The sequence below is a fragment of the Acidovorax benzenivorans genome, from assembly GCF_028680575.1.
Classification (GTDB): domain Bacteria; phylum Pseudomonadota; class Gammaproteobacteria; order Burkholderiales; family Burkholderiaceae_C; genus Acidovorax; species Acidovorax benzenivorans.
The window spans coordinates 326,447-344,670 of record NZ_JAPCKI010000006.1 but is presented as its reverse complement, the minus strand read 5'-3'; the positions used below and the strand labels follow the sequence as shown (position 1 = coordinate 344,670).

Sequence of the window (18,224 nt, the reverse complement as noted above, 5' to 3'; positions counted from 1 at the left end):
CCATGACTTCCGCATCCACGATTTCCAACGGCACAGCGCCCATCCACGCCGCCATTGCTGGCGAGGCCCTCATCGACCTGATCCGCCGCCCCGATGGCAGCTACCTGCCGTGCCTGGGCGGCGCGCTCTACAACCTGTGCCGTGCGCTGGCCCGGCAAGGCGTGGGCACCCAGTACCTCAACCCGTTGTCGCGCGACCGTTTTGGCCGCGAGCTGGCGGCCCAATTGATGGACGATGGCGTGGTGCTGGCACAGCCCGAGCCCGTGCAGCAGGTCACGTCACTGGCCGTGGTCAACCTCGACGCACATGGCCACCCCGACTACGCCTTCTACCGCGAAGGCGTGGCCGACCGTGCCGTGTCTGCCGCAGGTCTGGGCGATAGCTGCGCCGCCTTGCCCGCGCTGCAGTTGGTGTGCACCGGCGCGCTGGCGCTCGACGCGCGTGACACTGCCATCTACCTGCCGTGGCTGGCCGCCCAGCGCGCCGCAGGCCGCTGTGTGGTGGTCGATGCCAATCTGCGCCCCTCCGTCATGCCCGACCTGGCGGCCTACCGCACCACGGTGCACGCCGCGCTGGCCCACGCCCACATCATCAAGGCCAGCGACGAAGACCTGGAGCATCTGGCCGTGCCTGGTGTGGATGCCCTGGCCCGCGCACAGCACCTGCTGGCCGCCAACCCACAGGCCCATCTGCTGGCGCTCACGCTGGGGGCGGAAGGCGCATGGCTGCTGCGCCGCAGCGGCGCACAGTGTTTTGCCAAAGAGGCCCAGCCGCTGCAGGTGGTGGACACCGTGGGCGCGGGTGACAGCTTTCTGGCGGGCCTGCTGGCGCACCTGCTGCGGCAGGCGTGTTCAGCGAACGTGGGCAGCTTCGTGCAGTTTGTTAGCACACTGTCCGCCGACGCTGGCCAGCAGGCGTTGCGCCACGCGCTGGCCAGTGCAAGCTTGTGTGTGATGGAGCAGGGTTGCGTGCCTCCCGTTTGGCAGACTGCCGCCGATTGGGCCTGCGCACATCCTGCCCAGCATACGCAGTGACTCGTTGGTGGGTCTGCTGTTGCGTCAGTAGATCATGGGTCTGCCGGGTACCTCTGACCTCGGGTAGGGCACCTGCGATGGCGGCTTCACGGGTGCTCCGCACTCAACGCGGTTGCGCCCGTTGGCTTTCGCTCGGTACATGGCTGAGTCTGCGGACATGAAAAGCGCATCCGCCGTGTGGCCGTGGTCGGGGCACACTGCTACACCAAAGCTGCAGGTGATGGGGCCCTCATGTTCGAGCTCGGGCCAAGACAATTGCTCGATCTTGTGGCGAATCTGGTCTGCAAGTATCACCAGATCGTGCAGGCCTATGCCGGGGCAGAGCATCAAGAACTCTTCTCCACCCCAGCGAAAAAGGTAGTCGGTCGAGCGGATCTGACTTTTCGCCAGCTGCGCTACACCGTGCAGCACTTTGTCGCCCACCGCATGCCCAAAGCGATCGTTCACGCTCTTGAACCGATCCAGATCAAAAATACACAGCCCCAGGCATATCTCGAGCCGACGACACAGGTCGATTTGCTGGCGGAGTACACGCTCGCATTCGCGTCGGTTCAGCAACCCCGTGAGCATGTCGTGCGCAGCAAGCTCCTGCAGCGCCAGCTCGGCATTTTTTCGGTCAGTGATGTTCTCCACCATGCCAACCAACCGTGACGGCTTGCGATCAGCGTCGCGCTCACAGACCCGTCCGCGGTCGTGCACCCAGAGGTAGTGACCGTTGCGGTTGCGCAGGCGGTACTCCGCGTCATAGCGTTCGCGCAGGCCCTCCACATGTTCTCGCAAGACAAGTTGTACCCAGGGCGCGTCGTCAGGGTGGATGTTGCTCTCCCACGTCTGCAGCTGCGGGGGCATTTCCTGCGGCCCATATCCCAGCATACGCTTGAGTTGCGGGCTGAAAAAAACTTCATTGGTCGCCAGATTCCAGTCCCACAGCCCGTCAGACGCTTCTGTGAGCGCATAACTCAAAAGGGCTTCGCGATTGGCCAGATCGCGCTCGCTGGCAACACGCTGGGTGATGTCGCGAGCGATGGAGAGAAACAGCTCTCGCCCCTCGCGCATGAAACAGCTGGTGTGCACCTCCACAGGGACTTCAGCCCCGCTCTTGTGCCGGTGTTGCCCTACGAAGTAGTACCCCTTGGACTCGCGAATCACCTGGGCAATACTGCTCCATTGTTCAACACCGACCACATCACGCTGCAGACTCAGCACTGAATGCTGCACGATCTCGTGGCGTGCAAGCCCCACCTGCGTCAGCGCTGCATCGTTGCAGTCCAGGATGTTGGAGGTCTCGGGATCAATCAGAAAAACCGCGTCGGGTAGCTCACGAAACACTGTTTCATAGATCGGCAAAGGCAAGGCATGCATAGCGGGGCAGCTGTGGGAGCTTGAGCGGTTACGTCTTGCTACATGCTACGCCAGTCGGCACTGCGTGGCCAAGGGGACTACCCGAGGGCTGCTTTCGCCGCCGGTGTGTCACTGCTCGTGGCCACCGTGAAGCCCGTGAGGGCTCGCGCAAATCTACTGGACTACTGCAGCACCCGCCCCGGGTTCATGATGCCCTGCGGGTCCAGCGCCTGCTTGATGGCGCGCATCATCGACAGGGCCACGGGCGACTGGTACTTGGCGAGCTTGTCGGCCTTGAGTTCGCCAATGCCATGCTCGGCCGAGAACGAGCCGCCAAACTCGGCCACGGCTTCGTACACCAGGTGGTGCACATGTTGCTCATGTTCGCGCAGGAATGCCTTGGCATCGCCTTCAGCGGGCGCCTGCACGTTGTAATGCAGGTTGCCATCGCCCAGGTGGCCGAAGTTGACCAGGCGCACGCCGGGGATCTCGCGCTGCAGCACCGCGTCGGTGTGCGCCACGAAGGCGGGGATGCGCGAGATCTGCACGGAGATGTCGTGCTTGATGTTCAGGCCCTCTTCGGCCTGCGCGAGCGGAATGCTCTCGCGGATGTGCCACAGCTGGTGCGCCTGCGTGAGGTTCTCGGCCACCACGGCGTCAGTCACGCAGCCCATTTCAAAAGCCGTCTCCAGCAGCGATTCAAACCGTGCGCGCGCATGTTCTTCGGATTCGCTGTCGGAGTTTTCGAGCAGTACGCACCACGGCGCGTTTTCGTCTCCGAGGAAGGGCACGCGCAGCTGCGGCATGTGTTTGCCCACCAGGCTCAGCGCAAACTGGCCCATCACCTCAAAGCCCGTGAGGCCCGCGCCCAGCTGCTTGTGCGCCAGGCCCAGCAGCGCCACGGCGTGTTCCATGGATGGCACGGCGGCCCAGGCGGTGAGGCGTGCGGCGGGCTCGGGGTAGAGCTTCATGGTCGCTGCGGTGATGATGCCCAGCGTGCCTTCGCTGCCGATGAACAGGTCGCGCAGGTCGTAGCCGGTGTTGTCCTTGCGCAGGCCCTTGAGGCCGTCCCATACCTCGCCCTGGGCTGTGACCACTTCGAGGCCCAGGCACAGGTCGCGCGCGTTGCCATAGCGCACCACCTGCGTGCCGCCCGCGTTGGTGCCCAGGTTGCCGCCGATGGTGCAGCTGCCCTCGGCCGCGAGGCTCAGGGGGAACAGCACTCCAGCCTTCTCGGCCACGTCCTGCAGGTTCTGCAGGATGCAGCCCGCTTCCACGGTCATGGTCAGGTTGTCGGTGTCCACGCTGCGCACCGCATTCATGCGCGTGAGGCTCAGCACGATCTGCGTGCCGCTGCCATCGGGCGTGGAGCCCACGGCCAGGCCCGTGTTACCACCCTGGGGCACGATGGCAGTGCCCGCTGCCGCACAGGCCTTGACCACGGCGGCCACTTCCTGCGTGTTGGCGGGGCGCACCACTGCCAGGGCCTTGCCGCGCACGCGGCGGCGCCAGTCCTGCTCCCAGGCAGTCAGGTCGCCTTCGGTGAGTACGTGGGTGGGGCCAACGATGGCGCGCAGGGTGTCAAGCAAAGTGGTCATGGGCAAAACGGTGTGGTCAGTGCGTTGAATGGGGGCGGGTAGGGCGCTGCGTTGTGAGCATCAGGGGCTTGGCGTCGCAGCGTCGGCCTCTGCGGTGGCTGCTGCATTGGCATTGCGCTGGCGCACGCGCACATGCAGCGTGCAGGCGGTGAACAGCACCAGGCACAAGGCCACTTCGCCCCAGGCCAGCCATTGTGACGGCGGCTTGTCGCCCCAGCCGCGCACCACGCCTTCGATGAAGTACAGCCAGATCACCAGGCTGACCCAGCGGTAGGTGTACATGCGGTTCTTGAGGATGCCTGCCAGCGGTATGCACAGCGGCAGCGCCTTGAGCGCCAGCCACGAGCCGCCAGGCCGCATGGGGGCTAGCGCCAGCTCCCACGCCAAGCACAGAACAATCAGGGCCAGCAGACTGCCGGTAGCCACCCAGCGGGTGGCTGCCACACCGTGGTCGGAGGGCATGGGATGGGCGGCGGGGGAGGAGGGGGCTGCGGGGGAGTCAGTCATTGGGGTGGCATCATATCGGCCATGCCCTTCTCCTTACAGACAGTAGCGTCGCGCGCAGAGGCGCTGATGACCGAGCTGTCGCACTTCCCGTGGAAGACCACGGCCCAGACGCTGCGCGAGCGCTTTCGTGAGGACCACCTGGGCCTCACGGCCAGCAGCCTGACTTTCACCACCATCCTGGCGCTGGTGCCCTTCTTCACCGTGGCGCTGGCGGTGTTCACCGCGTTCCCCATCTTCGGCAAGTTGCAGGACGCGCTGCAGGGCTGGCTGGTCAGCAGCCTGGTGCCCGACAGTATCTCGCGCCAGGTGCTGGGCTACCTCACGCAGTTTGCGGCCAAGGCCAGCAGTCTGGGGGTGGCGGGGTTCAGCATCTTGCTGGCCACGGCGCTGGCGCTGATCCTCACCATCGACCGTACCCTCAACGACATCTGGCGCGTGCAGCGCCTGCGGCCCCTGGGTCAGCGGGTGCTGATCTACTGGGCCGCTATCACGCTCGGCCCGCTGCTGATGGGGGCCAGCCTGGCGCTCACGTCGTATGTGATGTCGGCCTCGGGCGGGCTGGTCAAGCGCCTGCCCGATGGCGTGCAGTTGCTGTTCGATTCCATCCAGTTTGTGGTGCTGGCGGGGGGCATGGCTGCGCTGTACCACTATGTGCCCAATACGCCGGTGAAGTGGCGGCATGCCTGGACGGGGGGCTTCTTTGTAGCGGTGTGCATCGAGCTGGCCAAGAAGGTGCTGGCGGTGTACCTGGGCAAGGTGCCCACCTATTCGGTGGTGTACGGCGCGTTTGCCACGCTGCCCATTTTGTTGGTGTGGATCTATGTGGCCTGGGTCATCGTGCTGCTGGGCGCCGTGGTCACCGCCTACTTGCCCAGCCTGCTGGCGGGTGTGGCCCGGCGTGGCACGGTGGCGGGCTGGACGTTTCAACTGGCGGTGGAGGTGCTGCAGGCGCTGCAACGTGCGCGCCAGCAGCCCATAAAAGGCTTGCGCTCCAGCCAGCTGGCCCAGTTGCTGCGGGTGGATGGACTGCAACTGGAGCCCGTGCTGGAGGCCCTGACCGCGCTGGATTGGGTAGGGCAGGTGAGTGAGGCCGCCGTGAGCGCTGCCGATGTGCCCGAGTCGCGCTACGTGTTGCTGGCCGACCCCGCGAGCACCCTGCTCGCGCCCCTGGTTCAGCGCCTGCTGCTGCAGCGTGTGGAGAGCCTCGGGCCGCTGTGGGCCAACGCGCGGCTGGAAACCTTGCGCATGGCCGACGTATTGCAGCCGGGCTGAGCCGTTCGTGTGAGCCAGTCGGCCGCCCGTGCCCGTGGTGGTGCCTGTGGTTCTGGCAGTAGGTGTGGCAGTGAGTGGATTTGCTATACAAAATATAGCTGCTTGCGCTTGTAAATCAAGCGCTACCGGCTAATTTGACTTGTCGTGTAGTCACAGCGGGACTTTCCCTGTCCAGATGTCCTTGTACATCACCCAGTCGCCCATGAAGCTGTAAAGCGGGCGCTTGAAGCTGGCGGGCTTGTTCTTCTCGAAACCAAAGTGCCCCACCCAGGCAAAACCGTAGCCGCAGAGGAGGCCGTACAGCAGGTACTGGGGCTTGCCGGTGGCCACCATCATGCCCAGGCAGACCAGGGCGAGTGTCGAGCCCACGAAATGCAGGCGGCGGCAGGTGCGGTTGCTGTGCTCGCTCAGATAGAACGGGTAGAAATCGGCAAAGCTCTTGAAGCTGCGCGGGTCGGTGGGCGTGGTGCTGGTTGGCGCGCTGATGTCCATCGTTGTCTCCTCTGTTGTAGTTCAGGAGCCTGCCAACATCCCGCATGCTCGCTGCGAGCAATGGAACGAGGCGGCTCCTGGCGCTTTATACGCCCAAGCCCGCAGCAATGGGGTAGCGGATTTGACAGGGGCGCGGGTGCAGTGTTTTAATAAATCGACTGGTTGATCTATTAATAACTGCGCAAGGTTTTTGACATGCGTACCGTGGACCCCGAGCGCCATCAGGCGCGGCGCCAGCAGATCCTGGAGGCGGCCGTGGCCTGCTTCATGCGCAAGGGCTTTCATGCCACCCGCACCGCCGAGATCTGCGCCGAGGCGGGCATGAGCCCTGGCAACCTGTTCCACTACTTCCCCACCAAAGAGGCCATCATCGCGGCCATCGTGGAAGAGGACCAGTGCGAGACGGCCGCGCGTTTCGCCGCTGCGGCGGGTGCCCGCAACCTCTACGATGCCTTGATCGCCATCGTGGAAGAAAGCCTGGCCCTGCTGGCCGACCCGGTGTACACGCGCATCGGCCTGGAGGTGCTGGCCGAAGCCGTGCGCAACCCCGAGGTGTTTGCCAGCGTGGCCCAGAGCGAGGCTGGCCGCAAGGCCCAGCTGGTGCACCTGCTGGCAACCGCCGTGGAGCGCGGCCAGGCCCGCCTGGCCATGCCGCCCGCGCAGGCCGCCGACTGGATCCTGCTGCTGCTGGACGGTGCCTTTGGCCGGGCCATGGTGGAAGAGCATTTCGATGCGCAGGCTTATCACACGCTGGTGCTGGGGGCTCTGGCCGCAGTGGTGGTGCCGGCAGGAGGGGGGGCATGACCCAGGCCGTGCACTCCATCGAACCACTCCGCCCCCCCGACCCCGTTCAGCCTGCAGCGGCCAGTGCCGGGCGCGAGCGCGCCATCGACGCGCTGCGCGGTTTTGCGCTGCTGGGCATCCTCATGGTCAACGCGGGCAGTTTTGCATCCACCTACTTTGGCGTGAGCGTGGCAGACCCGGCCTTCTCCCGCCCCGTGGACCATGCCGTGCGCTTGCTGGTGAGCCTGGTGTTTGAAACCAAGTTCTACCTGCTGTTCTCGCTGCTGTTTGGCTACAGCTTTGCGCTGCAGATGGATTCGGCGCAGCGCTCCGGCAGCGCCTTTGTGCCGCGTTTTCTGCGCCGCCTGCTGGGGCTCTTGCTGCTGGGGCTTGCGCATGCCTGGCTGCTGTTTGCGGGCGACATCCTGGTCACCTACGCACTGCTGGGCTTGCTGCTGCTGGCCTGGCGCGGGCTGAAACCCGTGGCTGCCACGGTGCTGGCCCTGGTGCTGCTGGGCATGGTGGCCTGGGGCTGGGGCCTGCTGGCCTGGCTGGTAGCGCATGTGCCGCCCCTGGAGGTGCCGGTGGCCGAGCTGCATGCCAAGGCGCAGCAGGCTGCACAGGCCTACCGCGCGAGCGCCCTGGATGCCATCGCCCAGCGCGGGCGCGACATGGCCGAAGGCGTCTGGTTTGTGCTGGTGTTTGTGCAGGGGCCCTGTGCACTGGCCATGTTCCTGCTGGGGCTCGCAGCCCATCGCTCGGGTTATCTGGCCCGAATGGCGCAGCAGCCCGCGCGCCTGCGGCGGTGGATGGCGTGGTGCCTGCCTGTGGGAGGGGCGGGGGCTTTGTTCTATGCCACGGCACAGGTGGGCACCGGTAGCGTGCAGCAGCCCGAGCACGTGGTGCTGGCCGCGCTGGCGGTGGACCTGGCCACGGCGCCGTTTCTCACCTTGGGCTACGTGGCGGTGCTGCTGTGGTTACTTCAGCACCGTCACGTAGGCCAACCCCTGGGCGCGGCGCTGGAGCCTGCGGGGCGCATGGCGCTGTCCAACTACCTGCTGCAGTCGTTGGTGGGGGCGCTGGTTTTCACTGCCTATGGACTGGCGCTGGTGGGCCGGGTGGCGCCCTGGCTGGTGGCGCTGGGCGTGTGCATGCTCTACGGGGCCCAGTTGGCGTGGAGCCGCCGCTGGATGGCCACACACGCCTATGGCCCGGTGGAGTGGCTGCTGCGCGCCTTCACGCTTTGGCAGTGGCCTGCGTGGCGGCGCGGCGTACGCTGACCTGCGGCTTGGCAGGTCAGCGGATTCAACAGACCCGCGAGGATCAGCGGGCCAGAAAGTCGCGCAGCGCGAACAGCGTTTCTTCCGGCGCCTCGGTCATCTGGTGGTGGCCCACGGGCAGGCTGGCGATCGAGACCGATTGGCCTGCAGCACGGGCCGCGTTGATCAGGCCTTGCGCGGCCTTCGGGGGGGTCATCTGGTCCTGCGCGCCCAGCGCAAACAGCACCGGGCAGGTGAGTTGCGCCATGGCCGCTTCGCCACCGGCATAGCTGTCGCACGCCACAAAACCTCGGTGGAACACGTTGACCGCCGTGTTGCTGCGCAGCACCTTGCGCCCCAGCGCCATGCCCGCGCCAAACACCCAGGTGCCAGGCCCTAAAGCAGAAGGGGGCGCTGACAACGTGCTGCGCGAGAACACATTGACCATGCGCATCGCCTTCTCCGGGGCGGTCTGCGAGGCCTCGATGAGTGCGGGCGACACCTTCATCGGGAACGCCGTTCCCACCAGCACCAGATGGCTGATGCGGTCCTGGAGCCGTGCGGCAGCTTCCATGGCGATGAGCGAGCCCCAGCTGTGGCCCACCAGCGCCGCACGCTGCACGCCCGCGGCATCGAGCAGCGCGCCGATGAAGTCCGCGCCTTGCTCCACCGTGGCGGGGGCATCGCCGCCACTGCGGCAGTGGCCGGGCAGGTCGATGGCCAGCACGTTCCAGCCGTGGTTGGCCATGTAGCGGCTTTGCAGGGCCCACACGCTGTGGTCGTTGAGCACACCGTGGATGAACACCACCGTGGGCTTGGCGGCATCAAACGCCTTGCCGCCGGTGTAGCAGTAGATGGTGGCGCCGTTGACTTGGATGTGCATGGTCAGGCCCCGGCTTTCTCGGCGGCTTTCAGCGCGCGTTTCAGGTCGTCGATGAGGTCGTCGGCGTCTTCGAGGCCGATGGACAGGCGGATCGTGCCCTGGCTGATGCCTGCGCCCGCCAGCGCGTCGTCACTCATCCGGAAGTGCGTGGTGCTGGCCGGGTGGATCACCAAGCTGCGGCAGTCGCCCACATTGGCCAGGTGGCTGAAGACCTTGAGGGTTTCGATGAACTTCTTGCCCTGCTCGCGGTTGCCCTTGAGGTCAAAGCTGAACACCGAGCCCGCGCCACGCGGCAGCAGCTTTTGAGCGAGGGCGTGGCTGGGGTGGGATGCGAGCATGGGGTGGCCCACGCGCGACACAAAGGGCTGCGCGGCCAGAAATTCGACCACCTTCTCGGTATTGCGCATGTGCTGCGCCATGCGCAGCGGCAGCGTTTCGATGCCTTGCAAGATGAGCCAGGCTGTGTGCGGGCTCATGCAGGCGCCAAAGTCGCGCAGGCCCTCGCGGCGGGCGCGTAGCAAGAAGGCGCCCACGGTGCTCTCTTCGGTGAACACCATGTTGTGAAAGCCGTCATAGGGCTGCGTCAGCTCGGCAAACTTGCCGACGGATTTCGCGCCGTCCCAGTCAAAGCTGCCGCCATCCACCACGATGCCACCCACCACGGTGCCGTGGCCCGAGAGGAACTTGGTGGCCGAGTGGTAGACCAGGTCCGCGCCATGTTCAAACGGTTTGATAAGCCAGGGCGAGGTGAGGGTGGAGTCCACCAGCAGTGGCACGCCCGCTTCGTGCGCAATGGACGACACGGTGGGGATGTCCAGCACATCCAGGCCGGGGTTGCCCACGGTTTCGCCAAAGAAGAGCTTGGTGTTGGGGCGCACAGCGGCGCGCCAGCCGTCGATGTCACCCGGCTTGACGAAGGTGGTCTCGATGCCAAAGCGCGACAGCGTGTAGTGCAGCAGGTTCTGCGATCCGCCATACAGCGCCGTGCTGGCCACGATGTGGCTGCCCGCGCCCATCAGTGTGGCAATCGCCAGGTGCAGCGCGGCCTGGCCGCTGGCGGTGGCGATGGCGCCCACGCCGCCTTCGAGGGCGGCTACACGCTGCTCCAGCACTGCGTTGGTCGGGTTGCTAATGCGGCTGTAGACATGGCCGCCGCGCTCCAGGTTGAACAGCGAAGCCGCATGGTCGCTCGATTCGAAGACGAACGAGGTGGTCAGGTGGATGGGCACGGCACGCGCGCCGGTGGCGGGGTCGGGGCTGGCGCCTGCGTGCAGGGCCAGCGTGTCAAAGCCGGGGTCGGAGTAACCGGGCATCTGTGTGTCTCCCATGTTGTCAATGCAGGCGGGCATTGTGGGCTATATTTGCTGACAAACGGCCTGCAGCACCTGGGCAACCCCAGCGGATGTGCTGGTGTCTGCGGGCCCACACATACTCTTTCCGATTCTTCCCGATCCCCCGGAGACTCCGCACCATGAAAGTCAGCGACATCCTTCGCGTCAAAGGCAACACCCTCTACACCGCATCGCCGGATGAGCCGTTGGCGGGTGCTGTGAGCCTGATGGCCGAGCGCGACATTGGCTCGCTGGTGGTGATGGCGCATGGCGATTTGGTGGGCATGCTCACCTTCCGCGAAGTGATCCAGGCCCTGGTCAAAAACGGCGGCAGCGTGGGCACGATGCTGGTGCGCACGGCGATGGACGACGCGCCCCTGACCTGCACGCTGGAAACCGACATGGACGAAGTGCGCCGCATGATGCTGGACCGCCATGCACGCTACATGCCCGTGATGGACCGTCGGATGCTGATGGGCGTGATCAGCTTCTATGACGTGGCCAAGGCCGTGGTGGACAGCCAGAACTTCGAGAACAAAATGCTCAAGGCCTACATCCGCGACTGGCCTGAAGAAGAGCCCCGTACCTGATGTCGTGAGCAGGGCCTGAGACGCACGCCCTGGCCCAACCCACCTAGGACTCTGACCGTATCAACGGTAAGGGCTAGGCGCCTGGGCACACAGCCAGGCCTCAATCTCATCGGGCGGCAGCGGCTTGCCAAACAGATAGCCCTGCATCACCGGGCAGCCATGGGCCTGCAGCCACTGCTGCTGGCCGGTGGTCTCCACGCCTTCGGCCACCACCACCATGCCCAGGCTGTGCGCAATGCTCAGCACCGACACCGTGAGGGCGCGTGCCGTGGCGCTGGTGGTCAGGTCTTGCACAAAAGCCATGTCGAGCTTGAGCTCGCTGATGGGCAGGCGGTGCAGATAGCTCAGGCTGGAATAGCCGGTGCCAAAGTCATCCAGCGACAGCTTGAAGCCCTGGTGGTGCAGTGCCTCGATGTTCTTTAGTGTGACGGGCCGCGCATCCATCATCACGCTCTCCGTGATCTCCAGCAGCACATCGCTGGTGCGCAGGCCATGGCGCTGCAGCGCATCGCCGATTTCCTGTGAAAACTCCGGCCGGTGGAAGCTGCGGCCCGACAAGTTGACGGCCACGCAGGGTACGTCATGGCCTGCAGCGCGCCAGGCCGCCAGCTGGCGGCAGGCTTCGTCCAGCAGCCACAAGGTCAGCTCGTGGATCAGCCCGGCGTCCTCGGCCACGGGGATGAACTGGGACGGCGGCACCATGCCCCACTGCGGGTGGTTCCAGCGCGCCAGGGCCTCTACACCATGCAGTGTGCCGGGTGAGCTGCTGAGCACCTGGGGCTGGTAGTGCAGCGTGAGGCTGCGTTCGGACAGCGCCTGCTGCAGCGCACGCTCCAGCGAGGCGCGCTCCTGGGCGCGGCGGTTCATCTCGGCGCTGAACAGCTGCATGCTGTGCCGGTGGTCGCTCTTGGCCTGGTGCATAGCCTGGTCGGCATGGCGCAGCAGGGTGTCGATGGTGTCACCATCGTTCGGAAACATCGCAATGCCAATGCTGGCGTGGGGCACATGGGTCTGCCCCAGGATGTTCAGCGGCTGGGCAATGTCGTGCAGCACGCGGTGGGCGCTTTGCACCGCTTGTTCGGTGGTGCACTCGGACAACAGCAGCACAAATTCGTCGCCGGACAGGCGGGCAATCAGGTCGCGGGCGCGCAGGCCCTGTGTCAGTCGCTTGGCCACTTCGCTCAGCAGCACATCGCCTGCGGCATGCCCTTGGGTCTCGTTGATCTGCTTGAACCGGTCCAGGTCCAGGAACAGCAGGGCACCGGTGTGGCCACCCTGCTGCAGGTCGGTCAGCGCGCGGTCGGCGCTGTTGCGAAAGAGGGCGCGGTTGGGCAACCCGGTCAGCACGTCAAAAAACGCCAGCTGGTGGATGCGCTGGTGCGTGCTGTCACGTTCAATGGCCAGCGCACACAGGTGCAGGCACACCTGCACCAGCCGCTGGTGCAGCGCGTCGGGCGCGCGGGGCTCCCGAAAATAAAACGCAAAGGTGCCAATCGGCTCGCCCCGGTGGTCGCGGATGGGGCTGGACCAGCAGGCACGCAGGCCGCTCGGTGCAAACAGGTCCTTGTAGTCAGCCCATAAGGGATCGGTCCGGATGTCGGTGACGAGCACCGGGGTGTTGAGAAATGCCGCTGTGCCGCAGGACCCCACGGTCGGGCCGATGGGTAGTCCATCGAGGGTCCGACTGATGGATTCGGGCAGGCTGGGGGCTGCCAGCGGATGTAACCGCCCTTGCGCATCCACCGCCAGAATGGTCGCAGTGACTTCGGGGGCAATGCGTTGAACCTCGCGGCACACCAGTGCCATCAGGTCGGACAGGGGCAATTCATTGACCATGCCTTCGAGCACCCGTGTCTGCAGCACCTCGTGCATCTTGGTGAGCGTGATGTCTGTCAGGATCGAGATGCTGCCCCCCGGGCCGCCGGTGTCCTCGTCGGATGCATTGATCACCAGCGACACCCAACGGGGCTGCCCCGTCTTGCTGTACAGCAGTGTGTCGGTACGAAACTGGCCGCAGGTCTGCAAGTTGGTGCGGATGCGTTCCAGTAGATCGGGGTTCGAGTGCGGGCCCAGCAGCACTTCGCTCAGGATCCTGCCCAACACTTCAGCAGGCTGATAGCCAAACAGCCGCGTGAATCCGTCGTTGACATACACCACGCGTCTGGCGCTGTTGGTCAGGATGATGGCGTTGTCGCTGGCATCCAGCGCATGGCGCAATGGGGCGTCGGCCAGAGGGGCGGGCGCGTAGGCATTGGACGGCGACGGGGGAACCAGAGAGGGCGGCGCAAATGCGGGCATGAATGTCCCAGAAATCGGTGGTCGATGCTAGCAAGCGCGCATGGCTCTGCCAAGCACGATCTGTCCAAACCGTGCGATTTGCACCGGTGATGGCGTGTTGTCCGCTTGGCCTGGGTAGAGCGTGGCGTGGTGCCAAGGCTCTGGGATAATCCCGCCCATGAGCGGCAACACCATCGGTACCCTATTCGCAGTCACCAATTTTGGTGAATCCCACGGCCCGGCCATTGGCTGCGTGATCGACGGTTGCCCGCCTGGCATGCCGCTGGTCGAGTCAGATATCCAGGCAGACCTGGACCGACGCCGCCCTGGCACCAGCCGCCACGTCACGCAGCGCAACGAGCCCGATGCGGTGGAGATCCTGTCCGGCGTGTACGAGGGCAAGACCACCGGCACACCCATTGCCCTGCTGATCCGTAATACCGACCAGCGCAGCAAGGACTACAGCAACATCGCCGAGAGCTTCCGCCCCGGCCATGCCGACTACACCTACTGGCACAAGTACGGCATCCGCGACCCGCGCGGCGGTGGTCGGTCGTCGGCGCGCCTCACGGCCCCCACGGTGGCCGCTGGCGCGGTGGCCAAGAAGTGGCTGGCCCAGCAATACGGAGTGCAGTTCCGCGCCTGCATGACGCAGTTGGGCGAGTTGGCCATCCCGTTCGAGAGCTGGGACCATGTGCAGAGCAACCCTTTCTTCGCCCCCGTGGCCGACGTGCAGCAGTACGAGGACTACATGGACGCCCTGCGCAAGGCCGGTGATTCGTGTGGCGCCCGCATCCGTGTGCAGGCTACGGGCGTGCCCGTAGGCCTGGGTGAGCCGCTGTACGACAAGCTCGACGCCGACATCGCCCACGCCATGATGGGCCTGAACGCCGTCAAGGGCGTGGAGATTGGCGCCGGTTTTGCCAGCGTGGCCCACCGGGGCACCATGCACGGTGATTCGATGACGCCCCAGGGCTTTCGCACCAACCATGCGGGCGGCGTGCTGGGTGGCATCAGCACCGGGCAGGACCTGGAGGTGAGCATTGCCATCAAGCCCACCAGCTCCATCATCAGCCCGCGCGAGTCCATCGACATCCATGGCAAGAGCACCGAGGTGATTACCAAGGGCCGCCACGACCCGTGCGTGGGCATTCGCGCCGCACCGATTGCCGAAGCGCTGCTGGCGCTGGTGGTGATGGAGCACGCACTGCGCCACCGTGCCCAGTGTGGCGACGTGGTGCCACCCGTGCCGCCCATTCAGGCCTCGTTTCTGTAAACCTTTTCTTTTTGCGCCGTCCCCTGGGGCGGTCTCTTTCCTATGAGCAACCGCTTGTTCAAGGCCGATGGCCCGACGGCGCGCATGCGCTGGGCCCTGCGGGGCACCTGTGGCGTGGTGCTGGCCAGCAGCATGGCACTGTGGCTGACCGGTTGCACCAGCCCAGGGGCTCCCGCGCTGGTGGCTGAGGCCACGCCGCCCGCCATCGACATTACCCTCATCGGCTTCAACGACCTACACGGCAACCTGGAGCCGCCCCACATGGCGCACCGTGTGCAGGGGCCCACAGGCCCGGTGCTGGCGCCTGCCGGGGGCATGGCGTACTTCGCCAGTGCCATGGCAGCCCTCAAGGCTCAGTCTCGCCACCACGCCGTGGTGTCTGCGGGTGACATGGTGGGTGCGTCGCCACTGGTGTCGTCGTTGTTTCTGGACGAGCCCACGATCGAGGCCGTCAACCGCATGCAGATCGACTTCAATGCGGTCGGCAACCACGAATTCGACCGGGGCTGGCGCGAGCTACTGCGGTTGCAGCACGGGGGCTGCGAGAAGTTCACCTCGCGCGAGCCTTGCCGCATCAGCAAACCCTTCGAGGGCGCCAAGTTTGGCCTGTTGGCCGCCAACACGGTGCGCGAGGACGGTCGCACCCTGCTGCCCGCCACGGGGCTCAAGCGGTTTACCGAAGGCGGTGTCACTGTGACGATGGGCTTTATTGGCCTCACACTGCAGGCCACGCCCACCATGGTCAGCCCCTCGGGGGTGGCGGGGCTGCGGTTTGAAGATGAAGCTGCCACAGCCAACGCGCTGATCCCGCAACTCAAGGCCCAGGGCGCTGATGTGATCGTGGTAGCCATCCACGAAGGTGGTGGCACCACGGCGGGCGTGCAGGAGACCAGCTGTGCAGGTCTGTCGGGCGACATCGTGCCCATTCTGGAGCGCCTGGACCCGGCCGTGGATGTGGTGGTCTCCGGCCACACGCACCAGGCCTACGTGTGCGACTACAGCCGTGTGAACCCGGCCAAGCCCTTCTTGCTGACCAGCGCAGGCCAGTACGGCACGCTGCTCACCAACATCCAGCTGCGCGTGGACACCCAGACCCGCCGCGTGATTCGCAAGACGGCCCGCAATGTGGTGGTGCAGGGCGAGGCTTTCACGGGTGCCCAGGGGGCTGTGCCACTGACCACCGCCGTGCCGGTGTTCCCCGCCGATGCGGGCGTGCAGAAGATCATCGATACCTATCGAGCCGCCGCCATTCCTCTGGCACAGCGGCCGGTGGGCCAGGCCCAGGGGGCCATGCGCCGCCAACCCAATGCGGCGCTGGAGAGCGCGCTGGGCAACCTGGTGGCGGACGCCCAGCTGCTGGCCACGCGAGCGCCTGCGGACGGCGGTGCGCAACTGTCCTTCATGAACCCGGGTGGCCTGCGCGCCGACCTGGTGCCTGATGGGCAAGGCCTGGTGCGTTACGGCCAGCTGTATGCGGTGCAGCCCTTTGGCAACCAGCTGGTGGTGAAGACCTTCACGGGCGCGCAGATCCGCGCGGTGCTGGAGCAGCAGTTCGCCAGCGGCGGCAACACCGTGCAACGGCCCCGGGTGCTGTCGGTGTCCAGCGGGTTCAGTTACCGCTACGACCTGAGCCAGCCAGCCGGGGCGCGCATCAGCCACATGGTGCTGAATGGCGCGCCGGTGACGGATGCGCAGTCCGTGCGTGTGGTGATGAGCAGCTTTCTGGACAGCGGCGGCGACAACTTCACGGTGTTGACACAAGGCCAGGACCGGCGCGTGGGTGAGCTGGACCTGGATGCGCTGGAAGCCTATTTCCGTCTGCAGAGCCCGGTGGCTCCCCCAGCCACCAACCGTATCACCCGCGTTGCGACCGTCGCGCGCTGAGGCGCGCCCCCGGCGCTTGGTCGCTGGGTCAGTCAGTGGGGCAGTGGATCAGCCATCGGTGCGGCGCAGTGCGCCCAGCCATCGCAGGGGGTTGAAGCCCGTCACCAACCCGGTCGCCACCAGCACCAAGGTGCCGCCCCAGAGCATGCCCGGCCCCAGGGCTTCGCCCAGAAACACATGCCCCCAGGCCACACCAAACAGCGGGATCATGAAGGCGGAACTCATGGCGGCCACGGGCGAGACATGTTGGAGAACCCGCAGGTTGAGCCAGTACGCCAGCCCCGAGGTCACGATACCCATCACAGCCACGGCGGCCAGCGCCTCCGGGGTGAAACGCGCGGTGGGCAAGGTCCACGCCGCACCCGGTAGCAGCAGCACCAGGGCTGCGGCGTGGATGCCTGCAGCAATCGACAGCGGTGTCATGCGTGTCGTCGCCCGTTTCATCCAGGTGAGGGACAGGCCATAACAGGCAGCAGCTGACACGCACGCGCCCGCCGCGAGCAGCACCGATGAGGTGGGCTCCACAGGCCCCAGCTGCACGATCAGCGCGACCCCCGCAAAGCCGCTGAGGCAACCCGCCCATTTGCGCGTGCTCAGCGTGTCTTCCTTCATCCAGGCGGCGGCAATCACGCCAAACGGTACGGCCATGGTGTTGAGCAGCGAGCTGTAGCCCGCAGGCAGGTGCAGGGCCGCCCAGGCGTACAGCAGAAAGGGCGCGGCCACCGTCAGCGTGCCCAACCCCAGCAGCTCCCGCCAGTGGCGCCAGGGCCAGGGCTCGCCTGCCCACCGCATGATGCCGATCAGCGTGAGGGTGGCCAGGCCAATGCGCAGCGCGGCCATCACATTGGGGCCCAGCACCGGGCTGGCGACGCGGATGAACAGAAAGGAAGCGCCCCACAGGGCAGACAGCAGCACCAGCTGCAGGAAATGGCGGGTTCTCACCGCGCGCATTGTGGGGCACGGGGGACGTGCGCGCTGGCGCATGCCTGGCTAACTTTTAAGTCAAATTGGCCTCTGGCGCTTATCCATAAAGCGCGAGCAGCTATCAATACAGGAGTATTTTCGATGTGGCACGCGCGACAGCGGTGGTCCACCCCGGCACACACCCATATCCTTTGGACGTGAGTTTGCTATGATGTTTATAGCTTTTGGTGCTTGTGGGCTATGCGCTGGAGGCCAAAAACGCTTTAAATCACCCGGCCCTGATGCCGGCTCCGGTGCAGATGCGAATGCAAGTGCCGTTTACTTGCGCACTTCATCGACCATGGCGCGGAAGTCGTCGATGTCTTCAAAGCTGCGGTACACGCTGGCAAAGCGGATGTAGGCGACCTTGTCGAGCTTCTTGAGTTCACGCATCACCAGCTCGCCAATGCGGCTGGAGATCACTTCGCGCTGTCCCAGGTTGAGTAGTTTTTCTTCGATGCGCTCGATGGCGCTGTCGATCTGGTCGGTGCTGACCGGGCGCTTGCGCAGTGCCAGATTGAACGAGGCGAGTAGCTTGCCTCGCTCGTACTCGATGCGGCGCCCGTCCTTCTTGACGATGGCCGGGAAGCTCACTTCCGGCCGCTCGTAGGTGGTAAAGCGCTTGTCGCACGCGCCGCACTGGCGGCGGCGGCGAATGAACACCCCATCCTCAGACACCCGTGTTTCAACGACTTGCGTTTCGAGGTGACTGCAGAAGGGGCACTTCATGGCGC

At 65.6% G+C, this 18,224-nt stretch carries 16 protein-coding genes; 7 read left to right on the top strand and 9 right to left on the bottom strand.

The features are described 5' to 3' along the window. Positions 1-2 precede the first annotated feature (2 nt). Positions 3-1,034 carry a PfkB family carbohydrate kinase gene (locus tag OIN59_RS13585; RefSeq protein ID WP_274111114.1) on the top strand — a complete coding sequence of 344 codons (1,032 nt, stop codon included), beginning with the start codon at positions 3-5 and terminating at the stop codon, positions 1,032-1,034. A gap of 24 nt (positions 1,035-1,058) precedes the next feature. Here the strand turns inward: OIN59_RS13585 and OIN59_RS13580 are convergent, their stop codons facing one another. The 3 genes from OIN59_RS13580 to OIN59_RS13570 form a co-directional block, all read right to left on the bottom strand. Next, positions 1,059-2,396 carry a sensor domain-containing diguanylate cyclase gene (locus OIN59_RS13580; RefSeq protein ID WP_274111112.1) on the bottom strand — a complete coding sequence of 446 codons (1,338 nt, stop codon included), beginning with the start codon at positions 2,394-2,396 and terminating at the stop codon, positions 1,059-1,061. Between the two features lie 161 nt (positions 2,397-2,557). After that, positions 2,558-3,973, bottom strand: coding sequence for an FAD-binding oxidoreductase (locus tag OIN59_RS13575; RefSeq protein WP_274111110.1), 1,416 nt, complete (start codon positions 3,971-3,973; stop codon positions 2,558-2,560). 60 nt (positions 3,974-4,033) lie between these two features. Continuing rightward, positions 4,034-4,480: a DUF2069 domain-containing protein gene (locus OIN59_RS13570; RefSeq protein ID WP_274111108.1), complete on the bottom strand. Its 447-nt coding sequence runs from the start codon at positions 4,478-4,480 to the stop codon at positions 4,034-4,036. A gap of 21 nt (positions 4,481-4,501) precedes the next feature. Here OIN59_RS13570 and OIN59_RS13565 point away from each other — a divergent pair, with 21 nt between their 5' ends. Further along, complete coding sequence (locus tag OIN59_RS13565; protein ID WP_274111106.1) at positions 4,502-5,752, top strand: YihY family inner membrane protein; 1,251 nt, start codon at positions 4,502-4,504, stop codon at positions 5,750-5,752. Positions 5,753-5,902: 150 nt separating this feature from the next. Here the strand turns inward: OIN59_RS13565 and OIN59_RS13560 are convergent, their stop codons facing one another. Then, entirely contained in the window at positions 5,903-6,244 is a 342-nt protein-coding gene (locus OIN59_RS13560) for a DUF962 domain-containing protein (protein WP_274111104.1), read from the bottom strand. Between the two features lie 195 nt (positions 6,245-6,439). Between OIN59_RS13560 and OIN59_RS13555 the strand changes: the two genes are divergently transcribed. Together OIN59_RS13555 and OIN59_RS13550 are read left to right on the top strand one after the other, a co-directional pair. Then, positions 6,440-7,048: a TetR/AcrR family transcriptional regulator gene (locus OIN59_RS13555; RefSeq protein WP_274111102.1), complete on the top strand. Its 609-nt coding sequence runs from the start codon at positions 6,440-6,442 to the stop codon at positions 7,046-7,048. Further along, entirely contained in the window at positions 7,045-8,307 is a 1,263-nt protein-coding gene (locus OIN59_RS13550; protein WP_274111100.1) for a DUF418 domain-containing protein, read from the top strand. The genes OIN59_RS13555 and OIN59_RS13550 overlap by 4 nt, the downstream gene beginning before the upstream one ends. Positions 8,308-8,350: 43 nt before the next feature. Here OIN59_RS13550 and OIN59_RS13545 read toward each other — a convergent pair whose 3' ends face one another. Continuing rightward, entirely contained in the window at positions 8,351-9,169 is an 819-nt protein-coding gene (locus tag OIN59_RS13545) for an alpha/beta fold hydrolase (RefSeq protein WP_274111098.1), read from the bottom strand. Positions 9,170-9,171: 2 nt separating this feature from the next. Then, positions 9,172-10,482, bottom strand: coding sequence for an O-acetylhomoserine aminocarboxypropyltransferase (locus OIN59_RS13540; protein WP_274111096.1), 1,311 nt, complete (start codon positions 10,480-10,482; stop codon positions 9,172-9,174). 158 nt (positions 10,483-10,640) lie between these two features. Here OIN59_RS13540 and OIN59_RS13535 point away from each other — a divergent pair, with 158 nt between their 5' ends. Next, positions 10,641-11,090 (top strand): CBS domain-containing protein, encoded by a 450-nt coding sequence (locus OIN59_RS13535; protein WP_274111094.1) that lies wholly within the window; start codon positions 10,641-10,643, stop codon positions 11,088-11,090. 60 nt (positions 11,091-11,150) lie between these two features. Here the strand turns inward: OIN59_RS13535 and OIN59_RS13530 are convergent, their stop codons facing one another. Then, positions 11,151-13,388: a sensor domain-containing protein gene (locus OIN59_RS13530; RefSeq protein WP_274111092.1), complete on the bottom strand. Its 2,238-nt coding sequence runs from the start codon at positions 13,386-13,388 to the stop codon at positions 11,151-11,153. A 157-nt stretch (positions 13,389-13,545) separates the two neighbouring features. Between OIN59_RS13530 and aroC the strand changes: the two genes are divergently transcribed. Beyond that, positions 13,546-14,643, top strand: coding sequence for a chorismate synthase (aroC, locus tag OIN59_RS13525; protein WP_274111091.1), 1,098 nt, complete (start codon positions 13,546-13,548; stop codon positions 14,641-14,643). 132 nt (positions 14,644-14,775) lie between these two features. Further along, positions 14,776-16,527 carry a bifunctional metallophosphatase/5'-nucleotidase gene (locus OIN59_RS13520; RefSeq protein WP_274111194.1) on the top strand — a complete coding sequence of 584 codons (1,752 nt, stop codon included), beginning with the start codon at positions 14,776-14,778 and terminating at the stop codon, positions 16,525-16,527. 48 nt (positions 16,528-16,575) lie between these two features. Here the strand turns inward: OIN59_RS13520 and OIN59_RS13515 are convergent, their stop codons facing one another. Together OIN59_RS13515 and nrdR are read right to left on the bottom strand one after the other, a co-directional pair. After that, a complete protein-coding gene (locus tag OIN59_RS13515; RefSeq protein WP_274111089.1) occupies positions 16,576-17,478 on the bottom strand; it encodes a DMT family transporter in 903 nt (300 codons plus the stop codon). Positions 17,479-17,769: 291 nt separating this feature from the next. Beyond that, on the bottom strand, positions 17,770-18,219 hold the full coding sequence (nrdR, locus tag OIN59_RS13510; RefSeq protein ID WP_274111087.1) for a transcriptional regulator NrdR: 450 nt from the start codon (positions 18,217-18,219) through the stop codon (positions 17,770-17,772). Positions 18,220-18,224 lie beyond the last annotated feature (5 nt).